The organism is Ectothiorhodospira marina, from assembly GCF_900109495.1.
In the GTDB taxonomy this organism is placed as follows: domain Bacteria; phylum Pseudomonadota; class Gammaproteobacteria; order Ectothiorhodospirales; family Ectothiorhodospiraceae; genus Ectothiorhodospira; species Ectothiorhodospira marina.
Genome location: NZ_FOAA01000023.1, coordinates 1 through 22,421 on the forward strand (window position 1 = coordinate 1; position 22,421 = coordinate 22,421).

Here is a 22,421-nt window from a genome sequence, read left to right on the forward strand (position 1 = left end):
CCCGATGAAGCAGGAACCCACCGAAGCGACTCAAATCGCATCAGCGAATTGAGCGCCGTAGGAATCTCCGGCCTTCAGGCCGGAGAGGATGTCAAAAGTTGTTGGTGAGCAGCCGCTTTGGGCGTGGGATTGGTTGCCTGGGGTGGATCAGGTAGAGTGCAATGCAGGTCGGTGGGACTGGGTACAGCCCACAAGACCACAATCCATTCATGGCGGGAGGTGAAGTATGTTGAAGGGGGTATTGGCAGGGGTCGTGCTGGCCGTGGTAGCGAATCCATTATGGGCTTCCGAATGGGTGGATGCTGCTGATCCGGAGGAGATCATGAACCTGGCCCGGGGCTATGGTTCCGCCACTCTGGACACCGACGGGGTGGGGGATCCCATGATCACGGGGCGCATGGACGGGACGCGTTATTTCATCATGTTTTATGGGTGTTCCGACAACCGGAACTGCAAGACCATCCGGTTTAGCAGCGCCTGGGCGACGGAAGGCCAGTACACCCTGGCGGATATGAACGACTGGAACGAGGGGTATCGTTTTGGCAAGGCCTATCTGGACGATGAGGGCGACCCGGTGCTGGAAATGAACGTCAACCTGCACTACGGAGTGAGCCGGAGGAATCTGGACGACACCATCGACTGGTGGCGCGTGGCCCTGGAGCAGTTCAAGGCTGATGTGCTGAACCAGTAGCCCCAGCCTCGCATTGGCATGCTAAAAGGTGTCTGTCCCCATTTTTTATTCCGCCGCACACACCTGATTGCGTCCGGCTTGTTTGGCGGCATACAGCGCCTGATCGGCCGCCTTGATGACGGTTTCAGGATCCGGATGGTCCTGGCTGCGTTCAGCCACGCCCATGCTGATGGTGACCGACACCTTTTTGCCCTTGCCTTGCCCACGTCTTGCCCGACCCTCCCGCTTGCTACCCGGCCGGGATGATTCGTCGCGAACGGCGATCTCGTAGGCTTCGATGGCTTCCCTGACATCTTCCAGATGGGGAATACACTGCTCCACCGTCTTGCCGGGAAAGATGATGGTGAACTCCTCGCCGCCGTAGCGGTAAGCGCGCCCCCCACCGCTGACCTTGCGCAGTTGGGCTGCCACCACCCGCAGCACCTGATCACCCAGGTCATGCCCGTGGGTGTCGTTGAATTTCTTGAAATGGTCCACGTCGGTCATGGCGATGGTATAGCGACGGCCCAGACGCTGCAGTCGTTCGTTGAGGGCGCGACGACCGGGCAGGCCGGTCAGGTCATCGCGGAACGCCATCTGGAAGGATTCATGAATCACGGCGATGGCCAGAATCAGCAGCAGGGTGGCAGTGAACACGGGCACGGCATAGGTATGGAACAGTTGCGGCAGCATCCAGCCGATGCCCGCCAGGGTGATCCACTGCCCGGCCCATTGGGGGCTCGGCCGACGTAGCAGAAAGAACCCCATGATGCCCAGGCACAGCACCAGGCTCCAAAAGGAAAGCTGAGGCATGCCGTAGGCGTCCCAGTGCAGCGCGGGCACGTAGATGGTCAGCAGAAGATCGGCCATGTTTTCCGGATCATTCATGGCGAGGAAGACGGCGATTCCCGCCAACCCCCCAAAGGCTGCCAGTCGCAGCAGCAAATCCATCACCAGGTGATAGCGTTCGGACCAGAAGGCATTGGCCATGAACACCACGGGGATCAGCATTGTCATGAGCGCATAGCCCAGCTCAGGCAGTGGATCCGTACCGGGCGCCATGGCCATGGGTCGGATATGGAGCATGATGCCCAGATAGACCAGCAATACCAGAGCCACGCAGATGAGCGTGCGAGTGCGACCATAGAGAAAGGCCAGCACCCCCGCCAGTCCGCCCATCAGCCAGGGCAGTGCCTCCACCAGGCCCTGGGGGAGTTCCGGCAGCCAGCTGCCTTGGATGGCTGCGCCCATCCCCAAAGCCAGTAACACGGGCGGAAGCAGGATGAAGATGAGGGTTTTCAGATGTGATTGGATCATGGTCGGTTCAGGTGAGCGGGAGGAGCCGGATACTGCATGTTATGCCAGAAGGTCCGGCGTGGGGGGATGCAGCGCTGAAGTCCGTTTGAGCGGTCAAGGGTCAAGAGGGGTCAAGAGTGCCTGTCCCTATGTGTGTGTGTGTGAGCCATGCTTGTCTGCTGAGCCGAAAAATTCCAATATTCGGCTCATTCAGAGAGCGGAAAACGTATACTCCCGCTCTTTCGTCTTTCCTGGAGTCCAGGCTTGCTCCACCAGGCGCCCATGTGGATTTGGCAACACCCCGATTGGCCCCGCTTCACCTGGCAAGTGGCTGAGGTCCAGCCTCGGCTGCAGAAGTGCTGGAAGGATCTTGGCATCTTGCTGGGTCGTTCAGGGTCCCTGTGGACCGCAGATGACCCGGAGACCGGGGCGAGGGCCGCACTGGACACGTTATTACAGAACATCGTCACGTCCTCGGCCATCGAAGGAGAGCGCCTGAACGTTGCGTCGGTACGCTCGTCGCTGGCCCGGCGCCTTGGTGTGGAGGAGCCTGGTGAGCCTCCTTCACCGCGATCCGAAGGCCTGGCAGAACTGATGCTGGATGCCACCCTCAAACCGGACTCACCGCTGGATGCAGAAAGATTATTCCAATGGCATCGATGGCTGTTCCCTGATGCGGACGCCTCTCTGACCACACTGCGCCCCGGCCAATGGCGTGGGGTGGAGCCGATGCAGGTGGTGTCCGGCCGCATCGATCGCCCCAGGGTGCATTTTGAGGCCCCACCCCGAGAATGCCTGGAGCGCGAGGTTGACCGGTTCCTCGATTGGTTCGAGTGCAGCCGCCATGACCCCGGGCTGGATCCCCTCGTGCGGGCCGGTCTGGCGCACTTCTGGTTCGTGACGCTGCATCCGTTTGAAGATGGCAACGGGCGTATCGCCCGGGCCATCGCCGATCGCGCCCTGGCGCAGGCGGACCAGCAAGGGATTCGCCTGTATGCCATGTCCGCAGCCATCCTGGAGCGGCGAGCCGATTACTATCGCCATCTCGAAGAGAGCCAGCGTGGAACGCCGGACCTGACGGACTGGCTTATCTGGTTCCTGGACACCCTGGATGCCACGTTGCTGAACGTGCTGGATCAGGTGGAGCGGACACTGGCCAAGGCCCGCTTCTGGCAGCGCTTCGGGGCGGCTGGCCTACTCCCCGAACAGGTAAAGGTGCTGGACCGGCTGCTTGAGGGAGGGGAAAGGGGCTTTGAACAAGGCATCAGCGCCTCGCAGTATCAGAAAGTGGCCAAGGTCAGCAAGGCCACCGCCACACGCCACCTTGCCGGTCTTGTCGAGAAGGGCTGCCTGGTGAGGCTATCTGCAGGAGGCCGAAGCACTCGCTATCAGGTGCCGGAACCGTACCGCCAGGACGAGGGGGAGTAGGGCGCCACTCGCCCCGGTGGATTCCTGCTTCAAACCGGCACGCTGCTGATCCCCAGCCGCTCCCGGACCACGAACCACAGCCATACAATCCACAGAAGATCAAGAGTGCCTGTCCCTTGCTCTGCTCAGTCAACCCGCAACTCCACACGCTTACCCGCTCGGTGCAGCAGGCCCACTAGTTTGTCAGCGCTAAAGCGGTCGGTCTTGTGATGCAGCACCTCGGAAATTCGGCTGCGTGACACCCCTAACTCTGCTGCCAGCTCCCGCTGTGTCTTGCCGCGTTTGCGCAGTTCTTTCTCCAACGCGATCAAAAGAGTTTCCCTTACTTGCATTGCCGCAGCATCCTCCGGCGAGAATCCTAGATCCTCAAAAACGTTGCCACAGCTCACTGTCATTTTTTCGTCCATATCAGCACCCGATTTGCCTGTACCTGCGCTGTCCCAACTCGATATCCTTCGCGCTGGTCTTCTGCGCCTTTTTCTGGAAGGCATGCAATACATACACAGCGTTACCAATGTTCTTGACATAAAGGACCCTGAACTGGCCCTTAACATTGATCCGCACCTCGCGCACACCTTTGCCCACTGTCTTCATCGGCTTTCAATTATCGGGGTCCAGTCCATGCTGAATACGAAGCAACTGTCGCCCAAGCTCCCTCCGCACCCCCTCCGGAAAACGCCGGATATCCTCGCGACTGGAGCCCATGAAAATCAGTGTTTGCATACTCGGAGTGTACGTAATCTTAGACGTTACAGCAAACAGCAGGCACGCCTTTGCCGGCGCCTCGCTCTGCGGAAGTACGACCCAGTGCGCAGAATTTGCCGAGTGTTACCGGCGGCGACTGGCGGATCTGAGTTGGTTCATGAAATGCTTGAACGAGCCCATTGCCCGCCAGGCCAACCGGGAGGATGGCTGTGCGGGGCACTTCTGGGAGGCGCGGTTCAAGTCCCAGGCGCTGCGCACCGAGGCGGCGCTGCTCAGTTGCATGGCCTATGGGGATCTCAACCCGGTGCGGGCCGGGATGGCGGCCACCCCGGAGGACTCGGAGCACACCAGCATCAAGGAGCGGATCACGCCCCGGTTCAATCTGGCGCTGGCCGTGCGCGAGCAGATGCAGCTGGATGCCCAGTTGCGGTTCGATTGCAAAGTGAAACCGCCGTTGCATCATGTGGGAGCGGGCCTCGCCCGCGAAGGCGGTGGGCACACGGGCTGGCCCGGGCGCTGCTGCTGCAGCGCATCGCCGGCAGGCCGGCTCCCACGGGGGCGGTAGAGCAGGCATGGCCAGCTGTCGAAATGGTAAGAGTGCCTGTCCCTTACCTCACTTTGTCAGCGCGGGGAGTGGGTCTTGAGCCAATCCTTCAGCGCCTCGTTCATTCGGGTCTGCCACCCAGGTCCAGCGGAGCGAAAGGCACGCAGAACGTCCCGGTCAAAGCGGATCGACACCTGTTCCTTGGTGCCACTTCCTGCCGGCCTGCCCACTTGGCGCTTTTCCACCACCTCACGCAGCTTCTGGGTTGCATCGGGTGAATCCTCGTCATCGGTAGGTTCTACACCTGCCTCAACCTCGCGTTTCAACCGCGCCCAGTCGGTCTTGGATTCGCCCTGTGCCCGGCGGCTACGCATTTGCTCAAGCGTCAGCGTCGTTGTTTTCAAGCCACTCATGGTAGACACCTCTTTCCGAACGATTGGCCCGGCGAAAGCTGATGACACGAAAGCCATTCACTCCGGGCAGATACACCACCGTCAACACGGTGAGCACCTCAAACACGTAGGCAAAAGACTGCACTCGTTACTCGTCATTGCGCTCACTGGGCACATCCAGTCGATATTCGCTTGCCAACACCAAATCGGCATCGACAAAGTCAAGGCCGTGCTTTTCAAGGTTGGCCTGCCGTTTGGTTTCGTCCCAGCAGTAACACGTGCTCATGGAATTATTGTAGATGCGTTAATTGCGCAAGGCAACTTGAGGCAACGGGCCTGGAGGCTCAGCTCAAGGCCCTCTACACTCAAGAGTGCCCTCTCAAAAGTGCCTGTCCCTCACCCCCCCTGAAACCCAAGGACGGCTACGCCGTCCGCCTGTGCCATGCTCGAAATCAAGCAAACGGATACCTACAGAAAATGGGAGCGTAAATTGCGCGACCAGCGTGCCAAGGCTTTGATCGCTGCGCGCATGTTCCGTTTGGCCAATGGCTTGGCAGGCGACGTCAAGCCTGTTGGGCAGGGTGTCAGTGAGCTGCGTATTCACCATGGGCCTGGGTGCCGGGGCTATTTCAAGTACCGAGGCAGCGAAATCATCATCCTCCTGTGTGGTGGCGATAAGAGTACACAGCAAAGCGATATCTTGACGACGCAGCGTATTGCAGCAGAGTGGGAGGCCACATGAGAGAAAAGATCTACGACTACGATCCGGCGGCAGCCCTTGAAAGTGAAGAGGCGATTGCCGTGTTCCTTGCAGATGCGTTGGAAACAGGCGATGCTGCCTACATTGCGAAAGCCGTGGGCGTGGTAGCCCGTGCCAAAGGCATGGCGGAACTTTCCCGTGAACAGCTATATCGCTCATTCAGTGAGCAAGGTAACCCAACACTCAAAACGTTGCTGACCGTAATGCGAGCTCTTGGTGTTGATCTGACGGCACGGCCGCATGGGACAACTACATAGTCGTGTAGCCTACAACCTGTCCCTTGGCGCTTCAGTGCGGAACCTCGTGACGCAGGCTTACCACCTCCTCAAGAGCCAATCCGGAGATCTGCGAGATCATCTGGTCATCCATCTCGGTGCGGGCAATCAGATTACGTGCCGTTTCCTGTTTTGCTTGGAGGCGCCCTTGCTCGAGCCCCTCTTCACGCCCTTCCCGCTTCGCCTCATTCAACAGCGACACCTCATCCCGGAGGGCGCGTTCACGCACGAAGGCCAGACGACGGGCTTCCTCGTCGGCGCTCAATTCCTTGAGCCGGTTCATTGCCTGCTGCACAGGCTCGTGGGTAATCTTGGCCATGGTCAGGGTCTCCCGCCAGTGCTTGAAGAAGGTGATCCAGTCCGACAACGGCCCTGGCGGCAGGCCCAGGGTGTCGGCCTTTCTCAGTTCGATCAGGTTCATCTGCAGTACGTTCCCCAGCGTGACCTTGGGCTGGGTTTCATCACGCATCTCAAAGCGCCATACAGCTTGCTGGCGTTCGGCCTCGCTGTGGGTGAACAGATCAAAGTCCAGCAGGTGCAAGCCCACCGAGGCGCGCAGGTGCTGGTAATCCTCGCCCGCATTTAGCTGGTTGCCCAGGGTGCGAGCCAGGTAGAACAGGCCGCGCTTGTGCCAGGCGCCATAGCGGCGCACCTGTACCTCCACATTGTAGCAGTGGCCTTCGCCATCGCGGGCGAGGACGTCGAGGATGATGTATTTGCCGGTGAGTTCGCTGGGTTCGATGTTGGGGTTGAGCACCTCCACCGAGGCGATGTTTGGCAGGTCCGGGCGCAGATCATTGATCAAGGCCACCAACAGGTCCGGGGCCTCGCTCAGCAGGCGCTTAAAGACATAATCATTGGTGGGGTCAAGCAGTTGGCTCATGCGGCCCGCTCCAGGATGTGCTCCCCAATCGGGCCGTATTGGTGCTCGCAGGTGTTGCCGGTGAAGTGATTCTGACCGGAGAGGGAGGTACGGCGCAGACAGTGTGAAACCACGTGGTTCCAGGGTGGCGCATCAATGCCGATGAGAACTGAGCGGGGCAAGATCATGGGTGACCCGCGCTTATGGATCCATGTATCTGTAAATTAATACAACACGCTCGGCGCGTCAACGTAACGGCAGCGAGGTGGTTGATCTGGGAGGGGCAAGGTGGGTGTTCTTGTGCCAACCGATGCTTGAAACACTCCGCTTTGGCCGGTACCCCTCCCTTCGCTAATCTACCCCTATTCCGGTTCACAAGGACTCAGCCGCGCATCCATCGTCCAGGAGGGACACATGCCACGCCCCCGTTGCCAGCAGATATCGGTCACCGAGACCCCTTACTACCACGTGGTCTCGCGCTGTGTGCGTCGCACCTTCCTGTGCGGACAGGGCCACGCCACCGGCAAGAGCTTTGAACACCGCCGGCAATGGATCGAAGATCGGATCCGGCTGCTGGCGTCCTTGTTTGCCGTGGAGGTGGCCCTACGCGGTCATGTCCAACCATTACCACCTAGTGGCCAAGCTGGACCCCGCCCAGGCCGAGCAATGGTCCGATGACGAGGTGCTGCGGCGCTGGAGTTGCCTGTTCAAGGGGCCACTGCTGGTCCAGCGGTATCTGGCCGGCGCGTCGCAGGAGAGCTACGAGCTGAGCCAGGTGGCAGAATTTGCCCAGTGTTACCGGCGGCGACTGGCGGACCTGAGCTGGTTCATGAAATGCCTGAACGAGCCCATTGCCCGCCAGGCCAACCGGGAGGATGGCTGCAGCGGGCATTTCTGGGAGGCGCGGTTCAAGTCCCAGGCGCTGCGCACCGAGGCGGCGCTGCTCAGTTGCATGGCCTATGTGGATCTCAACCCGGTGCGGGCCGGTATGGCGGCCACCCCGGAGACCTCGGCGCACACCAGCATCCGGGAGCGGATCACACCCCGGTTCAACCTGGCGCAGGCCGTGCGCGAGCAGATGGGGCAGGGAGTCCATCTGCATCATGTGGGAGCGGGCCTCGCCCGCGAAAACGGTGGGCACATGGGCCGGGTCGGGCGCTGCTGTTGCAGCGCATCGCCAGCAGGCCGGCTCCCACGGGGGGTGGGGCAATGTGGTTGCTCTATTCAGTCCTTTAACCGCTCAGTTTCACTGCACGGATGAATCGTCCTTGAAGACTTCCACAATGCTGTCGACGGTGAGCAGTCGGGCAGACCAGGTTTTGATCTGCTGCTCGTCTGCCTTTTCGATGGGCCGCAGATAGGGCTTGAGTACCTGCTGACCAAACTTCTGTTCCAGTAGCCACACGAGCATCTGGGCTTCGCCCTGATGGAGGCCCTGCTGAATGCCCTCCTGGATCCCTTTCTGAATGCCCTGCTGAATGCCCTTCTGAATTCCCTTGGCTTCTCCCCGATCCATCCATTCCTGAGCCAGTGACATGGTGAGTGCCTCCACGAGATGGGGCTTGGCCATGGCCACCCCTTGCTTGAATTGATCTTCAGTGATTGTGTGGACCCGCACGATGTAAATCAATATTTGCCGGGTGAGCGGGTGGTTATCGGGCAGATCGCGCAGCAGTTGGGCCAGTCTATCCGATGGCAGGCCTTCAACGAAGGCCCAGGCCAGGGCCGCCAGGCCTGCCCGTAGCAGAGGATGGTGGGAAAAGTCCTCATAGGCCGGCTTGCTCCCCGTGAGGTCTTTGACCTCGTAGCGCCCCTCGCGTTGCAGGGCCAGTAGATCCTCATCGGCATCGATGCAGTCGATCAGGGTGGTGGGCACATTCCAGGGTTGGCGGCCGTGGTAGACCAGCAGGGTGATGATGGGCGGCAGCTTGCGCAGGCGTTGTGCGTCATCCTGCGCGTAGCGCGTCCAGATGCGGTGGCGATAGCCCATCAACTGCAGGGGGGCGGCCACGTCGGGCCAGGACTTGTGCTCGATCAGGGTGTAGATGAAGGCGCTGCGCCCATCCTGCAGTTTCACCTGAAACAGCCGGTCGCTGTGGGTGCCCCGCAGATTCTCATCGATGAAAGAGCCATCCATCGGTTGAGGATCACCCGCCATCTTGTCGGTGAGCGCCTCCGGGAGGCTCTCACGCAGGAGTGTTCCGGCCCTCTCGGGGTCTTCAAGCAGAGCCTTGAATAAGGTGTCGTGCGGGTTGGGGAGGTTGTTGCCCATGGTTTCGGCAGTTCCAGGATGCGGTCTTCAATCCAGCCGCGCCGTGCGAGTCCAAGTGGTATCCAGGTGACTCGTCCAGGCAGACGAGGTTGAGTGGGGCGTGGTTGCGGTTCACCGTCCCGCTCGGTCGGTATCTGTAAATTAATACAACACTGATGGGGCGTCAACGATCGGGACCCTGGCTGATGGGGATGCCGGATTGAGATCAGTCCTCAGCATTTTCTGATCTTGGCTTGGCCTCCTGCCTCGCGGTAGGCTGTTGTTCCACGGCCCATGGATCTGGCCGGTGAACCACTGTCCAGGAGGGACACATGCCACGCCCCCGTTGCCAGCAGATATCGGTCACCGAGACCCCTTACTACCATGTGGTCTCGCGCTGTGTGCGGCGCACTTTCCTGTGCGGACAGGATCACGCCACCGGCAAGTGCTTTGACCACCGCCGGCAATGGATCGAAGATCGTATCCGGCTGCTGGCGTCCTTGTTCGCCCTGGAGGTGGCCGCCTACGCGGTCATGTCCAACCATTACCACCTGGTGGTGAAGCTGGAGCCGGCCCAGGCCGAGCAATGGTCCGATGACGAGGTGCTGCGGCGCTGGAGTTGCCTGTTCAAGGGGCCACTGCTGGTCCAGCGGTATCTGGCCGGCGCGTCGCAGGAGAGCTACGAGCTGAGCCAGGTGGCAGAATTTGCCCAGTGTTACCGGCGGCGACTGGCGGACCTGAGCTGGTTCATGAAATGCCTGAACGAGCCCATTGCCCGCCAGGCCAACCGGGAGGATGGCTGCAGCGGGCATTTCTGGGAGGCGCGGTTCAAGTCCCAGGCGCTGCGCACCGAGGCGGCGCTGCTCAGTTGCATGGCCTATGTGGATCTCAACCCGGTGCGGGCCGGTATGGCGGCCACCCCGGAGACCTCGGCGCACACCAGCATCTGGGAGCGGATCACACCCCGGTTCAACCTGGCGCAGGCCGTGCGCGAGCAGATGCAGCTGGATGCCCTGTTGCGGTTCGATGGCAAGGTGAAGCCGCTGCTGCATTTTGAGGGCGCGTGGGTGCAGGAAGAGCAGACTGGCCTTCCGTTTGCTTTCGAGGATTACCTGGCCCTGGTGGACGACACCGGGCGAGCCATCGACCCGAGGAAGAAGGGTGCCATTGCCAACGCACTGCCTCCGATCCTGCAGCGGCTGGGACTCAACCCGGAGCAATGGCTGGATCAGAGCACACAGTTTGAGGCCTCGTACCGGCAGCAGCGACGACGATCAGCGGCCTGAAGGGCTTTCCTGACCGACTTTTCCCATGCGGCGGTGAGGTGCCGAGGTTGGCGCGTGGGTGCCGTTCATGCTTCGAGGAAGATGGCGGGGAAATTCGAGGTCGGATGGCGATTCCCAGGCGGGGAAATGGCAGACCACGGGGCGGGTGGGTGTTGAACATAACGGCTATGTGACGAAAAGCTGAGCGGGATGATCAAGAGTGCCCGGGATGATCAAGAGTGCCTGTCCCTTACCTGGGGTGCTTACCTGGGGTGTGCCTTACCTGGGGTGTGGCGTACGATCAGGGGGGAGAGGCCCAATTGCACCGGCAGGGAGATCAAGGACACCACGGCCAGGACAAAGGCATACACCCCGTACCCCAAAGGCCCCAGCAATCGGGCCAGGAGGAGGGTGATCAGCAACCCCAGGGCAAATCCATGGCCCAAATGGGCATGAGCGATTTGAGGACAACGAACCCGATTGAATCCACCTTTAGTACCATCCGCCACCGGGCCGAGCAGGCCAAGAGCTCTATCACCCGGGATACCGTGCTGGCCATGATTTCCAAGCTGGGCATGGCCGCCGAAAACGATGGCGCCACATCCGGGGCTTCGACTACATCACCAAGGTCGTCACCGGGGTACGATTCAAACTGCAGGACACCGCTTGTTCATGACGCCATACACAAGATTTGACGATAGCCCCACACCGATGGCCGCTTCCCCAAAGGACCTGCTCCTGCGCCTGCCCCTGCTGCGGGACCGCACCACCCGCCAGCGGGTCAAATGGCACGTCAAGGCCCTGCTGCGCGCCCTCCCGGGCGCGGCGCCCCAGAACCCACCGGTAGTGCGCTACCAGGTACCCGGGTGCGAGACCTTCTTCGGCTACTACGACATGGGCCCGCTCTCCGCTGACCAGACCCGGCTGCTCGCCCACGCGGTGCCCGGTGGACCGGGGCCCGCCGCCCGCAAGGGCCCTGCGGGCATTGGCACCATCGACACGGCCACCGGCGCCTTCCGGGAGGTTGCCGTGACGTCCTCCTGGTGCTGGCAGATGGGGGCGCGCCTGCGCTGGCATCCGGCGCAGCCCGACCGCCACATCCTGTGCAACGGCGAGGCGAAGGGCCGCCACGTGACCCGGGTGTACGACGTGGAAACGGGCAAGGAGGTGGATCGCTACCCCATGGCACTGTTCGACGTGGCCCGCACCGGAGAGTACGGCGTTGCCCTCGACTTCGCCCGCCTCGGTCGCCTGCGGCCAGGCTACGGCTACGACGACCTGCCGGACCGGACCCGGGGCGACACCGCGTCGGGCAAAGACGGCCTATGGCGCGTGGATCTGGCGGGCGGGGAGCCCAGGCTGCTCGTCTCCTTTGCCGACATGGCCGCCTTGGCCCCCGAGGCATCGATGGCCGGCGCGCAGCACTATGCGAACTTGGTGATGATCGCGCCAGACGGCGCCCGCATCGCATTTCTGCACCTATGGGTCACTCCCGACGGGCGCAGTCATGTACGGCTGCTCGATACGGACGCCAGCATCGGCGGCCTGCGGTTGCTGGCTGACGACGCCAAGCCCTCTCACGGGTGGTGGCTCGACGGCGAGCATTTCCTAATCACCATGGTCTTTCCGGACGGCAGGGCGGAGTACCGCGTCCTCCGCAACGGCCTTCCTGAGGGTCCGATGCACCCCAGCATGCCCGCACGGGACGGGCACCCCAGCCTGTCACCGGACGGGCGTCGCTTGCTGACGGATTCCTACCCCGACCGGCTCGGCGCCCAGAATCTGGAGGTGCTCGACCTCGACACGGGCTCGTTCACCCGTCTGGGGGCATTCCCCCCGGGCCGCCGTTACGTGGGTGACGAGCTGCGCTGCGACCTGCATCCGCGCTGGTCACCGCGCGGCGACCTCATTCACTTCGACTCGACCCACGGGGGCAGCCGGGCGATCTATGCTCTGGCTCTGGATAAAGCCCGGGGCGCCGGCCGTGAAAGCAGGCGTCCGACCGTTCTTGCCCGCGCCCGGCGCTGACTGATACGGTCCATGGAACACACAGGGCTCCGATCGATTCTCAGGAACACCACCTACCTGGCAGGCGCCCGCGCGGTGACGGTCGCCGCTCGGGCGGTCTATGTGCTGGTCATCGCCGGGCTGCTGGGTCCGGAGCTGTACGGGTTGTTCAACTACGGCCTGTCCTGGTATCTGCTTTTCGTGCCACTGGCCATACTGGGGCTGGACTTCCTGCTGCTGCGCGAGATCGGTCGGGCGCGGACGGGAGCCCCGGACGTCGTCCCCGCGAGCCTCGCCCTGCGGACCCTGAGCAGCGCCTTGGTCGCGGCGCTGTGCCTCGGGCTCGGGTGGTGGCTGGAGAGCGACCCCACGGCCCGCGCGCTTCTGTTGGTCTTCGCCTTCGCCGTAATGGGGAGGGGCCTCGCCTCATGGACCAACGCCGTGTTCAAGGGGCACGAAGCCTCCGGCTTCGTCCTTGCCCAGGAGGTGGTGTTCCGGCTGCTCGAGGTGCTTCTCGGGCTCGCGCTGCTGGCCGCCGGCCATGGGGTGCTCGTTCTCGCGATGGTGCACGCCGGCGCGTGGATCGCCCAGGGCGCCGTCGGCCTCTATCTGGTGCGCCGCTTCCTGCGCCCCGGTCTGCAAGCGGACTGGTCGCTGCGGCCGATGCTTGCCCTCATCGGGGCCGGTCTGCCTTTCCTGGTGGCGGCCTTTTTGCTTGGGTGGCTGATGCAGGGCCCCCTGGTTCTCTATCGGCAACTGGAGGGCACGGATGCGCCCCTGGGGCAGCTCGCGCTCGCCCTGCAGGTGTTCGTGATCATCGGTTCGGTGGTGGCGGAGCTGGGGCTAGCGGCCGTGCCGGTGCTCACGCGCGCCTCGGAACGGCAGGACGGCAAGACGGCCCTGTTCGTCCAGGGGGCGCTGAGGGCCGGCTGGCTGCTCGCGGCCGCCCTGGCAGTAGGCGGGATCACCGTCGGTGCCCCGGCACTGACCTGGCTGTTCGGTCCCGAATACGCCAGCGCCGGCGCACTGCTGCCGTGGGCGGTGTTGCTGGTCGGCCCCTACTTCTGGGTAACCAGCCTGCGCAGCGTGTTCGTCGCCCACGGTCGGTACTGGCAGATTGCCGGCGCCATGTTTGCCGGGGCGCTGGTTTTCTCCATCATATTCGTGCCGTTGGTGGGATGTTGCGAGCTGACGGGGGTGTTCTACGCCACCGGCATCGGCCTGATCGGTACGGTCGCAACACAGCTCCTGCTGCTCCGCGGCACGGATGCCGTCGATCCCATGGGCAGCATGGTGCTTCCCGGTTTGGTGACACTTGCCGCCCTTGGGACTGCCGGGGGCCTCCTCTGGCTTCACCCAGTGCTCGCTCTCGGGGGCGGCTTCTTGGCGTTGGCGGCCGGGGCCTTGCTGACGGGCACCCTTCCCTGGCGCAGCATACTGCGGCTTCTGCGCGCAAGGCCTGAATAACTGACTTTGCAGACGGAATCGCCGCGATTCACAAGGAGAACACCAAAATGGCGAATCACGGCGAAACCATGACACATGACCCGATCAGTCGGGATAACCCCCCGCCCCCGGAAAACTCCTACCAGGGGCAGGTTCAGGAGGCGGAATACGGTTTTCCCTACCACTATATCCCGCAGTCGGACGGCCCCGACTTCAGTCAGACCCGGCATTACAGCTGGGGATTTCGCTATCTTGGGGGGCTTGAGGTGGTGGCGAAGGAGGTCGCCCGCTATCAACCCCGGTCATTGTTTGACGTGGGCTGCGGCGACGGTCGTTTCCTCATGGAAGCCTCTAGGCGGTTCCCGACCCTAAGTGTCATGGGCATCGACTACAGCGCTGCGGCGATCAGTTTTGCCCGGGCATTCAACCCCGAGCTTCGCTTCGAGGCTCGGGACATAGTCGCCGACCCCCTCGGAGAGGCCTTTGAACTCGCCACGCTGATCGAGGTGCTCGAGCACATCGAGCCGAAAGAGGTAGCGGGGTTTCTTGCGGCAATCCAAACGCATCTGGAGCCCGGCGGCCGACTGGTATTGACGGTGCCCCACAAGAACAGCCCCCTGATCCCGAAGCACCACCAGCATTTCGATGCTGTAAACCTGCGAGCGGCACTGGAAGAACACTTCGAGGTCGAGAAGATCGTGTACTTTGACAGCCGTCGGGATCTGCCGATTCGCCTGGCCAAGACCCTGCTCGGAGGGGGCGGCACCCAGTTCGTGATCACGAACCGCGGCCTCAACCGCCTGTTCATGAAGACTTATCTAAAGCGGTTCCTCTACGTGGAGCGCGAGGAGGATTGTCGGCGGCTGCTTGCGGTGGCACGGGTCGGAAAATGCCGCTTTTGAGAGGCAGCGAATCCGGGATGCATGGTGTGCCAGTTGATATGATTTTTCGTTAAAGCCTCGCACGAAGTCTGCGGATACCGAAATGAAAGCCTTCATTGAATAGTGCCCCTAGGCGACACCTCAGTTTGGTCAGGACGCGGATGCGTTCGCTCACCTTGAGCGGACTTTTCCCGAGCAAAGTCTGGGCTACCCATCGAGTGGTGAGACGTTGTATGGCCCGGCGCGACTCTTCATCATATTGGTTAATTGTGGTCAGGTATTCGGATTCAAGTGCTAATAATGTGGTGAAGGCTGCTGTGGCATCTTGCGGTAAACTGGCCATGGAGTTATGGATTAAATGTGCGACATATTTTGCATGCCCGATATTTTTTCTGATGAAAAAATCGGGAAACTCTCGATATAGATTTTCCTGGCATATGTTGGCGGCGCTTTCGGTTTGTTCGATGCGTAAAGTGCTCGAAATACTGCTTGCGTGGTGGCGATATAAAAGCAACGGAATATTCAGGACTAATCCATCTCCATGCTGAAGTAGGCGAGACCATAAATCATAGTCTTGTGCGGTACGCAGGTTTTCGTTGTACCGCATTATTTGGTTGCCGAATCTGACCCGGAACATCGCAGAAGGGTGGGCAACTGCAGGGCGAAATATGGAATACCAGCGTAGAACGTTATGATTGGATGGCCATTCGCAAAAAGTGTGTTTTGTGCCTTTTTCATCTATATTGATGGTGGCTGTTCCGCAAAGAACCAGTTTAGGGTTTGATCTGAATGCTTCGACTTGTTTGGCGAGTCTTTCCGGCAATGCAATATCGTCTCCGTCCATGCGTGCTACCAGTTCACCTTGAACCTCAGCGAGCCCTCGGTTGAGGCTACAGGTGAGGCCATGGTTCTGGTCGTTAACCAAAAGTCTTATCCTGGAATCGGAGCATGCATAGTCCCGAATAATACTTGCGCTTCGGTCGGTGGATGCATCGTCTATCACGATCAATTCTAAATTTTTCCAGCTTTGCTCAAGAATGCTGTTCAGCGCTGTTTCAAGATAGCGCTCATTGTTGTGGACAGCCATAACGACGCTGACCAATGGTTCAGACATTGGATGCATCCTTAGCTAGCGTGCCACGCATGAAGGCCAGACCATTCATGCCCTTTAGAGCTGGTATAGCAAGCCAGTCCAAGTTCAGCTTATATCCCAAAAAGAATAAACCCCGAAGGGTTGTGCTCAGGCCTTGGTTTGCGGTGCTCAGGATCCAATAGGGTATGTAGCGATAGATTGGGTTTGCCTGGGTATCGAAATAGTACATGGGCATTTTTCGGTAGGCGTCCGGATGCTTGCTTTGGAATATCCTGGCAGTATGGCAGCCCGAAGTTTCAAACTTTTTCAAAATTTTTCTTAGACAGATAACATCAACATGTTTTACTGAGCAATCAGTTTTGTACATGGGAGTGAGATTTGGGAAGGATTGGGCTAGACGCAGAAAAAAATCCCGATCTTCAAACCCGTAGTGACGGTAAGCAGGATCAAAACCATTCACCGCCAGAACAAGGTCACGATGAAGAGTCACGTTAGCCGACGTGAGACTGATTGTCCATTTGTCTAGTTTTGTTCGTCTCCTTGCCTGGACTCGGTTTCCATAGCGGTCAAAAAAAGGATCCCCAGAAAAAAAATGGATATCGCCGAAAAGGATGAGTGTGCCTGATAAAATGTTATGCTGTATATTTTTCATATAGCCGGTTTCGGGTACGCAATCTACATCCAGGAAAGTCATGTAAAGGCCAGAGGCAGATCGGATTCCTGTATTTAGGGCCCCCGCCCGACCCTGATTTTTCTTCAGGCGTAGTAATTTGAGTTGAGAATTCTCAGTTGATTCTGTATTGATCTGTATTGGCGGGTTGGAGCCATCATCTACGATAATAATTTCCACAGGCTTCGATGGGGGTTCAGCAGTAAGTTTTTTGATTGTATGATTGGCCTGTGATGCATTGTTTAGGACGGGAATGATGATGCTGAGTAGTATGGGGCTATTTTCTGAATTCGATGAAGTCTCATCCGGCGCACAGGGATGCGCTATGCTGCTTGCAGCCTGCATGTTCAATTTTATTTTCCTCTAGGCTCATTGGGTCGGGTAGCGAGGCGACGGTAACGTCGCCTCGCTACCCGACGGATAAGGTGCCGACATAAAGCAAGCAGCCTGCGGGGTTGCTCTTGGGTGATGCGGCGGGGATTCCGGGGTGGGATGAAAAATTCCGTATCCACCGCATTGAGTATGACTTTGGGGCGAGGCAATCCCAGTTTCCGGGCAAAGGTATTGGCAGTATATTCACTGACAGCGACAACCTGATCAGCCGCTCGCGCACTATGTTTCAGAAAATTCTGTATGAGCAGGTGATGGTATATTCTCTGTGCTGTGCTTTTGTAAGGATCCAGAATCGGATCAAGGACAAATAGGCGGTCTACCGTCACCATGGCGATGCCAGGGCGCGCCAAGGCAAATCCGTTCCAGGTGTTGGTGATGATGGCCTCGCATCCGTTCGGTGGTTCCGCAGTTTTGAGCAGCCAGGGTGCAAATTCGTAGTACCGGCCAAAGGCTTGCTCATGCACATCATGGCCTCGGGAGCGCAGTCCGGCAGCCAGATTATGGGTGGAGATGTCTGAGCCGGTGCCTGCAGAAACATATGGAAGCCATATCTTCACGGTGATGCTCGATTTAATGACGATGCAAAAGGTAAACCAGTGTAGGGCTTATGGGTGTCAATCTTGCTAATGTTCGGTCGGAACGACGAGCCAACCATCTAAGCGGTATCGCTTTATTTGAGTTTTTATCTTCGATTTTTAGTGTTTCGCGAAAGGCATGATGAGTGATGTCTGTGGGCACCAGGTTGGCTGCCTTGGTTAGTTTTTTAATTCGACTTGCAGTGAGTGGTTCGCAATCGTAGAAATGTTCTCTCCCGCTTGCCTTAAGGTAAGGTGTACGTAATGGTCGTGGCAGCCAGCTTAAGAAAGGAAGTTTGTAATGTGGCTCCATGATCATCCAGCGATTGGGGACAGCCAGATATGCGACTCCGTTCGGTTTAAGGACTCGCTTGATCTCAGAAAGATGATTTTCCTGCTCAAGCCATTGCCCGACATGCTCGATGACGTGATTGCTAATGATTACATCGTAAGTTTCATCCGGAAAGGGTAGATCTGTATCTTTTAATAGGTAAAATCTAAACCCTTCCTGAATAATTCTCTGGTCCATTACGTCAACTGCATCTACATCACAATCAAGTTGGTGGTGGGTAGCAAAGTAATGGGCAATACCACCTGATCCGGTGCCCACTTCCAGCAAGCGAAATGGCCCATTATCAGGTTCAAGCTGTAGCAGCCTTTCAATCTTATAGGCTTTCTTTTGTCGCGAACTCAGATTCACTGCAGCATGAGGAAGTCTTTTTTTCATATGAGATGATTTATTTGGTAAATCACGTTCTCGATCAAGCAATTCACCATATCCCTTACTCACATTCTCCCACCCAAACCGCTCCCTCACATAGGCCAATGCCTTTTCGGCCCGTTGTTGTGCCTGGGCCGGGTTCTGCAGGGTTTGTTCTAATGCCTGGGCCAGTGCATCCGCATCTCCTGGGGGGGCGCGTAGCGCGAAGGTGTCGTCGGGGGCGATATCCTGAATGGCGGGCAGGTCCGAGACGATGACCGGGCAGCCGCAGCCCATGGCTTCGACGAGGACCAGGCCGAAGCCTTCCTGATCGCCGCCTTCGGCCACTACGGAGGGAACGACGGTGACCGCAGCCCGGCGGTAGTGGTCCGGCAATCGGTGGTGGGGGATGCCCCCCAGGAAGGAGACCTTTCCGGCCAAGTCGGGGGATTCGGATCGGGCTCTCAGGGTGGCTTCATCCGGGCCCTGGCCCACCAGATCCAGATGGAGTTGGGGGTATCTGGGCAGCAGCCGTGCCAAGGCGTTGAGCAGGGTGTGGACGCCCTTTTTTTCCACCAGGCGACCCACGAACAGGATCCGGTGGGGATCCCGGGGGGGCTGGGGGGCCGGGGTGAAGGTGTCCCGAAGGTCCGTGCCCATGGGGATGATCCGGGGTTCCAGATGGGGGGCGAGGGTGCGGGCTGCGGGCACCATGGCCCGGCTGACGACCGTCAGGCCCGTGCAGCGGCGCAGGGCCCAGTGTTTCACGGCGGCCAGGAACCGCCCCTGCAGGCCGAACAGGTCGCCGCCATGGCTGGTGCAGATGGCAGGGGGCGGATTGCGCATGCCCAGGGTGGCCAGGCGCAGGGCCAGGGTCTGGGGGATGATCCAGTGGCTATGGATGGCTGCGAAGCGATGCCGCCGAAGCAGACGGCGGATGGCCCAGGCCTCCGCCAGCAGGAACAGGGGAACCAGGGCCAGGCGTCCGGGCCGCGCCTGGAGCCGGGCCAGGATGCCGCCCTCGTAGGTGAGGGTCTGCCATCCTTCGGGGGCATAGCGGAAGCGGTGCACCGTCAGACCCGCCAGGCTTTCCAGGGAAGCGGCCCCCGGCGCGTGGGGCGCCAGCACATGGACCTGGAAGCGATCGGCCAGACGCCGGGTCAGTTCCAGCACAAAGGCCGGTTCCGGGTCGTCTGCCCAGCGGGGGAAGGTGGAGGTGAGGACCAAGAGGCGGGGCCGAGATGAATCAGGCATAGGCGGGATCCAAAGGCAATATATTCCAAAGGGGTTATTTTTCTTTCTGGATGGGCGGGCTGGATCCTTCCTTTTTTTGTATATGCACCGTGTCTTTATACATGAGCTGGGTAATCTGTTCTGATACCAGCCCAATAAGAAAGATGGTTACAGCTGATGTGAGCATGAATACCGTGCCACCGGTTAAACGACCCGTATTGAAATAGGTGAAGGCATAATAGCTGAGGCCAGCGAATCCCTGTAAGAAGGCAATGGGGAAGAAGATTTTTAGCGGGGAGTACAGTGTGCCAATCTTGAATATAATCAATAAAAAACGGATCCCATCCCGCACGATGCGGATGTGGCTCTTGCCGACGCGCTTGCTGGCGATGATGGGTTCGTAGGCTACCATGTACCCGGCGCGGAAGAAGGCCATGGTAATGGTAGTGGGATAGGAAAAGCCATTGGGGAGCAGATGCAGGAACTCGTGGAACTTGTCTGCGTACACGGCGCGAAAGCCCGAGGTCAGGTCCTGAATGCGTTGGCCGGTCATCCATGAGGCCAGGCGGTTATAGAAGCCGTTGGCCAGTCCGCGGCCAACACTGGCCTGGGATGCGTTGCTGCGAGCACCGACGACCATATCGAAGCCCTGGTCCAGCCTTTCCAGAAGACGCGGGATGTCCGCTGGGTCATGCTGGCCGTCGGCATCCATGAAGACGAGGACATCACCGTTGGCATGCCGCGCGCCGGTTTTGATGGCGCCACCGTTGCCCAGGCTGTAGGGGTGGAAGAGGACTCTCGCACCGGCTTGCCTGGCGATGGCGGCGGTATCGTCGGTGGATCCGTCGTCCACCACCAGCACCTCGGCTTCGGGATAGAGCGTGCAGATGCGTGCGACGGTATTGCCCACCGCACCGGCCTCGTTCTTGGCGGGAAGGACGATGGACAGTGCTGTTTTTTTCATGCGCTTTTAGAGGTGGGGAGAGTAGTGAAGATTCTATAGATCGGATGACGCATGGTGAGATGGTTTGGCGCTTGATTGTGGTTCTGGCTGTCAATAGCCATATCTTCTACAAGATTTTTTCTTAGGCGTTCTATTTCGGTCTCGTAGGTATCTCGCCTTCTCTTGAGTTGGTCGTCCGGCTCGGTCTTGAGGATACCACGGGTTTTTTCCAGTAGCTTCAGGGCATAAGCAAAATGACCATCCATGGCAAGCCTGCTAACCATATTCAAGCCGGTTTCTGTGCTTTTGTAGTAATCCAGGGCTTGGCTGAAGTGTGTATAGGCCCGCTCAGGTTCATCATGTTCGGAGAGCAGTTTACCCTGAAGGTAAAACGTGTAGCGCTGTACCACGCTGACGCGTCCTTGCAGATGTTCACGAATATTCGTGAGGCCGTCATACATGATGGCCTTGTATTCAGGCATGGGGGCTGAGCGATTGATGGTGTCAACGATATGTTCCAGGCCCTTGATCATTTGCGCATCGAATTCCTTTGCCAGTAGTTTGTTCAGAGTTTCCTCCAGCTCTTGAGGAGTCACCCTTCCCTGGTCCATTTTAAGAGTGAGCAAGTTCGTGATCAGCAGACCGCTGTCCGGCATTCTCTGTATGGCGGATTCCAATACAGAAAATGCCCTGTCCGGATATCCCATGCGTATCCAGGTTTGTGCAGCAACAGTTTGTGCCCGTGGTGATTCGGGATTGGTCTCTCCCCATGTGAGCATTAACTGATCTTCATTGCCCCAAAGGACGGCCCTTTGCCATGTGGCTAGGCCGTAGCTGCCGATCAGGGATAAGGCCATGAACAAGACGACCCATGAGGTCAGTCTCGTGCGTAAAAACCAGATCCCAGCAGCAATGGGTAAAAACAGGAATACCGCCGGAAGATAGTTGCGGTGCTCGAAGTAGAGTTCCAGGCCGATGGTGGTGGATTCAATTAAGTGGCCGCCTAAAAAGAATAGGATGGCCAGGCTCAAAAGCGGCCAGCGGTATCGTGCCCAGAAACCAGTGATTACAAGCCCTGCAAGCCCTAGGGCCGCGGGGAGCGTAGTCCAGGGCGTGAGCCATGAAGTGGAGATCACCCGGCCATCGTGGTATAGACCCTGGGTTTGGATATGGGGCACGAATAGATGCCAGAGATAATCAAAGATGAATCGAGGCTGGGTCCACAGGCGTTCCATCAGGTTAAAATCCCGATGCAGGAATTCACCTGATGCAGGGATCTTGCTGATCAGATAGAAGACAATGGCGAATGCCGGTAGCCAGAGGTATAGTGCCATCCACCGCCAGTCGGGCGACGGGCGGATCCAGTGATGGGCAAGTGCAAACTCGATGCTCAGGATGAGCAGGGGGAGCAGCGCTCCATTCTCCTTGCTGTAGGTGGCCAGGATCGTACCTGCCACAACGGATAGGGTGATCAGGAGATATCCCAGGCGAGGCCGTGTAGGCAGGATCAGTCGGCCCTTGAGATATCCCCAGATGCCGAGCAGGACGAACAGGGCGGCAAGCTGCGTCATGCGCTGCACGACATACAGCGTTGTGGAAACCAGGAAGGGATTCAGTAGCCAGAGGGCCATGGCCATCAGCGCGATCCAGCCGGACGAACGAGTGTCGTGTCCGATGGATTGCAGCAGGGTCCTGATGATAGCAAAAAGGATCAGACCATTGACCAGATGTAGAATCAGGTTGGTGCGTTTGAAGCTGTAGGGATCGGCAGGCCAATCGCGGGCATCCAGTAAGAAGCTGGCCAAGGCGATGGGGCGGCCTGTGGGCCCGGCAAAACCATCGAGAACATAGGCCCAGAAAAGTTCCATATTCTGGATTGGGCCAAGGGCACCTAGCGGCTTTATGCTGGGTATATCATCAAATAAGAAAGGCCCGCTTAATCCTGTTGCATAAGAAATGAACGCTAAAAAAACCACAAAAAGCAACATCATGGTTATAGATTTTGTTGCTTTTTTTGGCATTTTTTGGCTTA

Annotated in this window: 24 protein-coding genes and 2 pseudogenes; 10 read left to right on the forward strand and 16 right to left on the reverse strand. The window is 59.1% G+C overall.

What is annotated here, in order from left to right:
• The first annotated feature begins 226 nt into the window (after positions 1 to 226).
• Positions 227 to 691 carry a YbjN domain-containing protein gene (locus BMY52_RS14325; protein ID WP_090255596.1) on the forward strand — a complete coding sequence of 155 codons (465 nt, stop codon included), beginning with the start codon at positions 227 to 229 and terminating at the stop codon, positions 689 to 691.
• Positions 692 to 736: 45 nt separating this feature from the next.
• Here the strand turns inward: BMY52_RS14325 and BMY52_RS14330 are convergent, their stop codons facing one another.
• Positions 737 to 1,987: a GGDEF domain-containing protein gene (locus BMY52_RS14330; RefSeq protein ID WP_090255598.1), complete on the reverse strand. Its 1,251-nt coding sequence runs from the start codon at positions 1,985 to 1,987 to the stop codon at positions 737 to 739.
• A 261-nt stretch (positions 1,988 to 2,248) separates the two neighbouring features.
• On the opposite strand from BMY52_RS14330, the gene BMY52_RS14335 reads away from it, so the two are divergent.
• The gene (locus BMY52_RS14335; protein WP_090255600.1) at positions 2,249 to 3,394 is read left to right on the forward strand and encodes a Fic family protein; all 1,146 of its coding nucleotides are present in this window, start codon (positions 2,249 to 2,251) and stop codon (positions 3,392 to 3,394) included.
• Positions 3,395 to 3,519: 125 nt separating this feature from the next.
• Here BMY52_RS14335 and BMY52_RS14340 read toward each other — a convergent pair whose 3' ends face one another.
• Together BMY52_RS14340 and BMY52_RS15780 are read right to left on the reverse strand one after the other, a co-directional pair.
• A complete protein-coding gene (locus tag BMY52_RS14340; RefSeq protein WP_090255602.1) occupies positions 3,520 to 3,801 on the reverse strand; it encodes a helix-turn-helix domain-containing protein in 282 nt (93 codons plus the stop codon).
• Between the two features lies 1 nt (position 3,802).
• The gene (locus BMY52_RS15780) at positions 3,803 to 3,988 is read right to left on the reverse strand and encodes a type II toxin-antitoxin system RelE/ParE family toxin (RefSeq protein ID WP_245740925.1); all 186 of its coding nucleotides are present in this window, start codon (positions 3,986 to 3,988) and stop codon (positions 3,803 to 3,805) included.
• 220 nt (positions 3,989 to 4,208) lie between these two features.
• Here BMY52_RS15780 and BMY52_RS14350 point away from each other — a divergent pair.
• A pseudogene (locus BMY52_RS14350) lies at positions 4,209 to 4,472 on the forward strand (transposase); the annotation flags it as partial.
• Between the two features lie 248 nt (positions 4,473 to 4,720).
• Here BMY52_RS14350 and BMY52_RS14355 read toward each other — a convergent pair.
• Genes BMY52_RS14355 through BMY52_RS15545 form a run of 3 tightly spaced genes read right to left on the reverse strand, consistent with a single transcriptional unit; the run spans position 4,721 to position 5,321 of the window.
• Positions 4,721 to 5,056, reverse strand: a complete 336-nt coding sequence (locus BMY52_RS14355) for a BrnA antitoxin family protein (protein ID WP_090255604.1) — start codon at positions 5,054 to 5,056, stop codon at positions 4,721 to 4,723.
• Positions 5,022 to 5,180, reverse strand: a complete 159-nt coding sequence (locus tag BMY52_RS15540) for a BrnT family toxin (protein ID WP_218140447.1) — start codon at positions 5,178 to 5,180, stop codon at positions 5,022 to 5,024. Before BMY52_RS15540 ends, BMY52_RS14355 begins: the two co-directional genes overlap by 35 nt.
• A gap of 3 nt (positions 5,181 to 5,183) precedes the next feature.
• Entirely contained in the window at positions 5,184 to 5,321 is a 138-nt protein-coding gene (locus tag BMY52_RS15545; protein ID WP_218140448.1) for a BrnT family toxin, read from the reverse strand.
• 156 nt (positions 5,322 to 5,477) lie between these two features.
• Between BMY52_RS15545 and BMY52_RS14365 the strand changes: the two genes are divergently transcribed.
• Together BMY52_RS14365 and BMY52_RS14370 are read left to right on the forward strand one after the other, a co-directional pair.
• A complete protein-coding gene (locus BMY52_RS14365; protein WP_090255606.1) occupies positions 5,478 to 5,777 on the forward strand; it encodes a type II toxin-antitoxin system RelE/ParE family toxin in 300 nt (99 codons plus the stop codon).
• Positions 5,774 to 6,052 (forward strand): addiction module antidote protein, encoded by a 279-nt coding sequence (locus BMY52_RS14370; RefSeq protein ID WP_090255608.1) that lies wholly within the window; start codon positions 5,774 to 5,776, stop codon positions 6,050 to 6,052. The genes BMY52_RS14365 and BMY52_RS14370 overlap by 4 nt, the downstream gene beginning before the upstream one ends.
• A gap of 31 nt (positions 6,053 to 6,083) precedes the next feature.
• Here BMY52_RS14370 and BMY52_RS14375 read toward each other — a convergent pair whose 3' ends face one another.
• Both BMY52_RS14375 and BMY52_RS15250 read right to left on the reverse strand, forming a co-directional pair.
• Positions 6,084 to 6,953, reverse strand: a complete 870-nt coding sequence (locus BMY52_RS14375; RefSeq protein ID WP_090255610.1) for an Rpn family recombination-promoting nuclease/putative transposase — start codon at positions 6,951 to 6,953, stop codon at positions 6,084 to 6,086.
• A complete protein-coding gene (locus BMY52_RS15250) occupies positions 6,950 to 7,120 on the reverse strand; it encodes a Type I secretion system protein TolC (RefSeq protein ID WP_143050498.1) in 171 nt (56 codons plus the stop codon). Before BMY52_RS15250 ends, BMY52_RS14375 begins: the two co-directional genes overlap by 4 nt.
• A 226-nt stretch (positions 7,121 to 7,346) precedes the next feature.
• Here BMY52_RS15250 and BMY52_RS15550 point away from each other — a divergent pair.
• Positions 7,347 to 7,971, forward strand: a pseudogene (locus BMY52_RS15550) (transposase); the annotation flags it as partial.
• Between the two features lie 207 nt (positions 7,972 to 8,178).
• On the opposite strand, the gene BMY52_RS14385 reads toward BMY52_RS15550, so the two are convergent.
• On the reverse strand, positions 8,179 to 9,204 hold the full coding sequence (locus BMY52_RS14385) for an Rpn family recombination-promoting nuclease/putative transposase (RefSeq protein WP_090255612.1): 1,026 nt from the start codon (positions 9,202 to 9,204) through the stop codon (positions 8,179 to 8,181).
• Between the two features lie 311 nt (positions 9,205 to 9,515).
• Between BMY52_RS14385 and BMY52_RS14390 the strand changes: the two genes are divergently transcribed.
• Complete coding sequence (locus BMY52_RS14390; RefSeq protein ID WP_090255614.1) at positions 9,516 to 10,469, forward strand: transposase; 954 nt, start codon at positions 9,516 to 9,518, stop codon at positions 10,467 to 10,469.
• Positions 10,470 to 10,711: 242 nt separating this feature from the next.
• Here the strand turns inward: BMY52_RS14390 and BMY52_RS15255 are convergent, their stop codons facing one another.
• Positions 10,712 to 10,870 carry an oligosaccharide flippase family protein gene (locus tag BMY52_RS15255; RefSeq protein WP_245740927.1) on the reverse strand — a complete coding sequence of 53 codons (159 nt, stop codon included), beginning with the start codon at positions 10,868 to 10,870 and terminating at the stop codon, positions 10,712 to 10,714.
• Positions 10,871 to 11,120: 250 nt separating this feature from the next.
• Between BMY52_RS15255 and BMY52_RS14395 the strand changes: the two genes are divergently transcribed.
• From BMY52_RS14395 to BMY52_RS14405, 3 genes are read left to right on the forward strand one after another with little or no spacing between them, the layout of a single operon-like run.
• Positions 11,121 to 12,476 carry a TolB family protein gene (locus tag BMY52_RS14395; protein WP_143050500.1) on the forward strand — a complete coding sequence of 452 codons (1,356 nt, stop codon included), beginning with the start codon at positions 11,121 to 11,123 and terminating at the stop codon, positions 12,474 to 12,476.
• 12 nt (positions 12,477 to 12,488) lie between these two features.
• Positions 12,489 to 13,922 (forward strand): oligosaccharide flippase family protein, encoded by a 1,434-nt coding sequence (locus BMY52_RS14400; RefSeq protein ID WP_090255618.1) that lies wholly within the window; start codon positions 12,489 to 12,491, stop codon positions 13,920 to 13,922.
• 47 nt (positions 13,923 to 13,969) lie between these two features.
• Positions 13,970 to 14,803, forward strand: a complete 834-nt coding sequence (locus BMY52_RS14405) for a class I SAM-dependent methyltransferase (protein WP_090255620.1) — start codon at positions 13,970 to 13,972, stop codon at positions 14,801 to 14,803.
• Between the two features lie 49 nt (positions 14,804 to 14,852).
• Here the strand turns inward: BMY52_RS14405 and BMY52_RS14410 are convergent, their stop codons facing one another.
• The 6 genes from BMY52_RS14410 to BMY52_RS14435 are packed head-to-tail and all read right to left on the reverse strand — an operon-like array spanning position 14,853 to position 22,410.
• On the reverse strand, positions 14,853 to 15,896 hold the full coding sequence (locus BMY52_RS14410) for a glycosyltransferase family 2 protein (RefSeq protein WP_177169987.1): 1,044 nt from the start codon (positions 15,894 to 15,896) through the stop codon (positions 14,853 to 14,855).
• On the reverse strand, positions 15,889 to 16,890 hold the full coding sequence (locus BMY52_RS14415) for a glycosyltransferase family 2 protein (protein WP_245740930.1): 1,002 nt from the start codon (positions 16,888 to 16,890) through the stop codon (positions 15,889 to 15,891). The genes BMY52_RS14410 and BMY52_RS14415 overlap by 8 nt, the downstream gene beginning before the upstream one ends.
• 8 nt (positions 16,891 to 16,898) lie before the next feature.
• Positions 16,899 to 17,495, reverse strand: a complete 597-nt coding sequence (locus tag BMY52_RS14420) for a glycosyltransferase (protein WP_143050501.1) — start codon at positions 17,493 to 17,495, stop codon at positions 16,899 to 16,901.
• A 13-nt stretch (positions 17,496 to 17,508) separates the two neighbouring features.
• Positions 17,509 to 19,467, reverse strand: a complete 1,959-nt coding sequence (locus tag BMY52_RS14425; protein WP_090255628.1) for a glycosyltransferase — start codon at positions 19,465 to 19,467, stop codon at positions 17,509 to 17,511.
• Positions 19,468 to 19,501: 34 nt separating this feature from the next.
• On the reverse strand, positions 19,502 to 20,410 hold the full coding sequence (locus tag BMY52_RS14430; RefSeq protein ID WP_090255630.1) for a glycosyltransferase family 2 protein: 909 nt from the start codon (positions 20,408 to 20,410) through the stop codon (positions 19,502 to 19,504).
• Positions 20,407 to 22,410 carry a tetratricopeptide repeat protein gene (locus BMY52_RS14435; RefSeq protein WP_143050503.1) on the reverse strand — a complete coding sequence of 668 codons (2,004 nt, stop codon included), beginning with the start codon at positions 22,408 to 22,410 and terminating at the stop codon, positions 20,407 to 20,409. The genes BMY52_RS14430 and BMY52_RS14435 overlap by 4 nt, the downstream gene beginning before the upstream one ends.
• Positions 22,411 to 22,421 lie beyond the last annotated feature (11 nt).

Excerpts from the sequence above, each read along its gene's own strand:
- BMY52_RS14325 (WP_090255596.1), top strand. The coding sequence starts at position 227 with ATGTTGAAGGGGGTATTGGCAGGGGTCGTGCTGGCCGTGGTAGCGAAT.
- BMY52_RS14330 (WP_090255598.1), bottom strand. The coding sequence starts at position 1,987 with ATGATCCAATCACATCTGAAAACCCTCATCTTCATCCTGCTTCCGCCC.
- BMY52_RS14335 (WP_090255600.1), top strand. The coding sequence starts at position 2,249 with ATGTGGATTTGGCAACACCCCGATTGGCCCCGCTTCACCTGGCAAGTG.
- BMY52_RS14340 (WP_090255602.1), bottom strand. The coding sequence starts at position 3,801 with ATGGACGAAAAAATGACAGTGAGCTGTGGCAACGTTTTTGAGGATCTA.
- BMY52_RS15780 (WP_245740925.1), bottom strand. The coding sequence starts at position 3,988 with ATGAAGACAGTGGGCAAAGGTGTGCGCGAGGTGCGGATCAATGTTAAG.
- BMY52_RS14355 (WP_090255604.1), bottom strand. The coding sequence starts at position 5,056 with ATGAGTGGCTTGAAAACAACGACGCTGACGCTTGAGCAAATGCGTAGC.
- BMY52_RS15545 (WP_218140448.1), bottom strand. The coding sequence starts at position 5,321 with ATGAGCACGTGTTACTGCTGGGACGAAACCAAACGGCAGGCCAACCTT.
- BMY52_RS14365 (WP_090255606.1), top strand. The coding sequence starts at position 5,478 with ATGCTCGAAATCAAGCAAACGGATACCTACAGAAAATGGGAGCGTAAA.
- BMY52_RS14370 (WP_090255608.1), top strand. The coding sequence starts at position 5,774 with ATGAGAGAAAAGATCTACGACTACGATCCGGCGGCAGCCCTTGAAAGT.
- BMY52_RS14375 (WP_090255610.1), bottom strand. The coding sequence starts at position 6,953 with ATGAGCCAACTGCTTGACCCCACCAATGATTATGTCTTTAAGCGCCTG.
- BMY52_RS15250 (WP_143050498.1), bottom strand. The coding sequence starts at position 7,120 with ATGATCTTGCCCCGCTCAGTTCTCATCGGCATTGATGCGCCACCCTGG.
- BMY52_RS14385 (WP_090255612.1), bottom strand. The coding sequence starts at position 9,204 with ATGGGCAACAACCTCCCCAACCCGCACGACACCTTATTCAAGGCTCTG.
- BMY52_RS14390 (WP_090255614.1), top strand. The coding sequence starts at position 9,516 with ATGCCACGCCCCCGTTGCCAGCAGATATCGGTCACCGAGACCCCTTAC.
- BMY52_RS14395 (WP_143050500.1), top strand. The coding sequence starts at position 11,121 with ATGACGCCATACACAAGATTTGACGATAGCCCCACACCGATGGCCGCT.
- BMY52_RS14400 (WP_090255618.1), top strand. The coding sequence starts at position 12,489 with ATGGAACACACAGGGCTCCGATCGATTCTCAGGAACACCACCTACCTG.
- BMY52_RS14405 (WP_090255620.1), top strand. The coding sequence starts at position 13,970 with ATGGCGAATCACGGCGAAACCATGACACATGACCCGATCAGTCGGGAT.
- BMY52_RS14410 (WP_177169987.1), bottom strand. The coding sequence starts at position 15,896 with ATGTCTGAACCATTGGTCAGCGTCGTTATGGCTGTCCACAACAATGAG.
- BMY52_RS14415 (WP_245740930.1), bottom strand. The coding sequence starts at position 16,890 with ATGCAGGCTGCAAGCAGCATAGCGCATCCCTGTGCGCCGGATGAGACT.
- BMY52_RS14425 (WP_090255628.1), bottom strand. The coding sequence starts at position 19,467 with ATGCCTGATTCATCTCGGCCCCGCCTCTTGGTCCTCACCTCCACCTTC.
- BMY52_RS14430 (WP_090255630.1), bottom strand. The coding sequence starts at position 20,410 with ATGAAAAAAACAGCACTGTCCATCGTCCTTCCCGCCAAGAACGAGGCC.
- BMY52_RS14435 (WP_143050503.1), bottom strand. The coding sequence starts at position 22,410 with ATGCCAAAAAAAGCAACAAAATCTATAACCATGATGTTGCTTTTTGTG.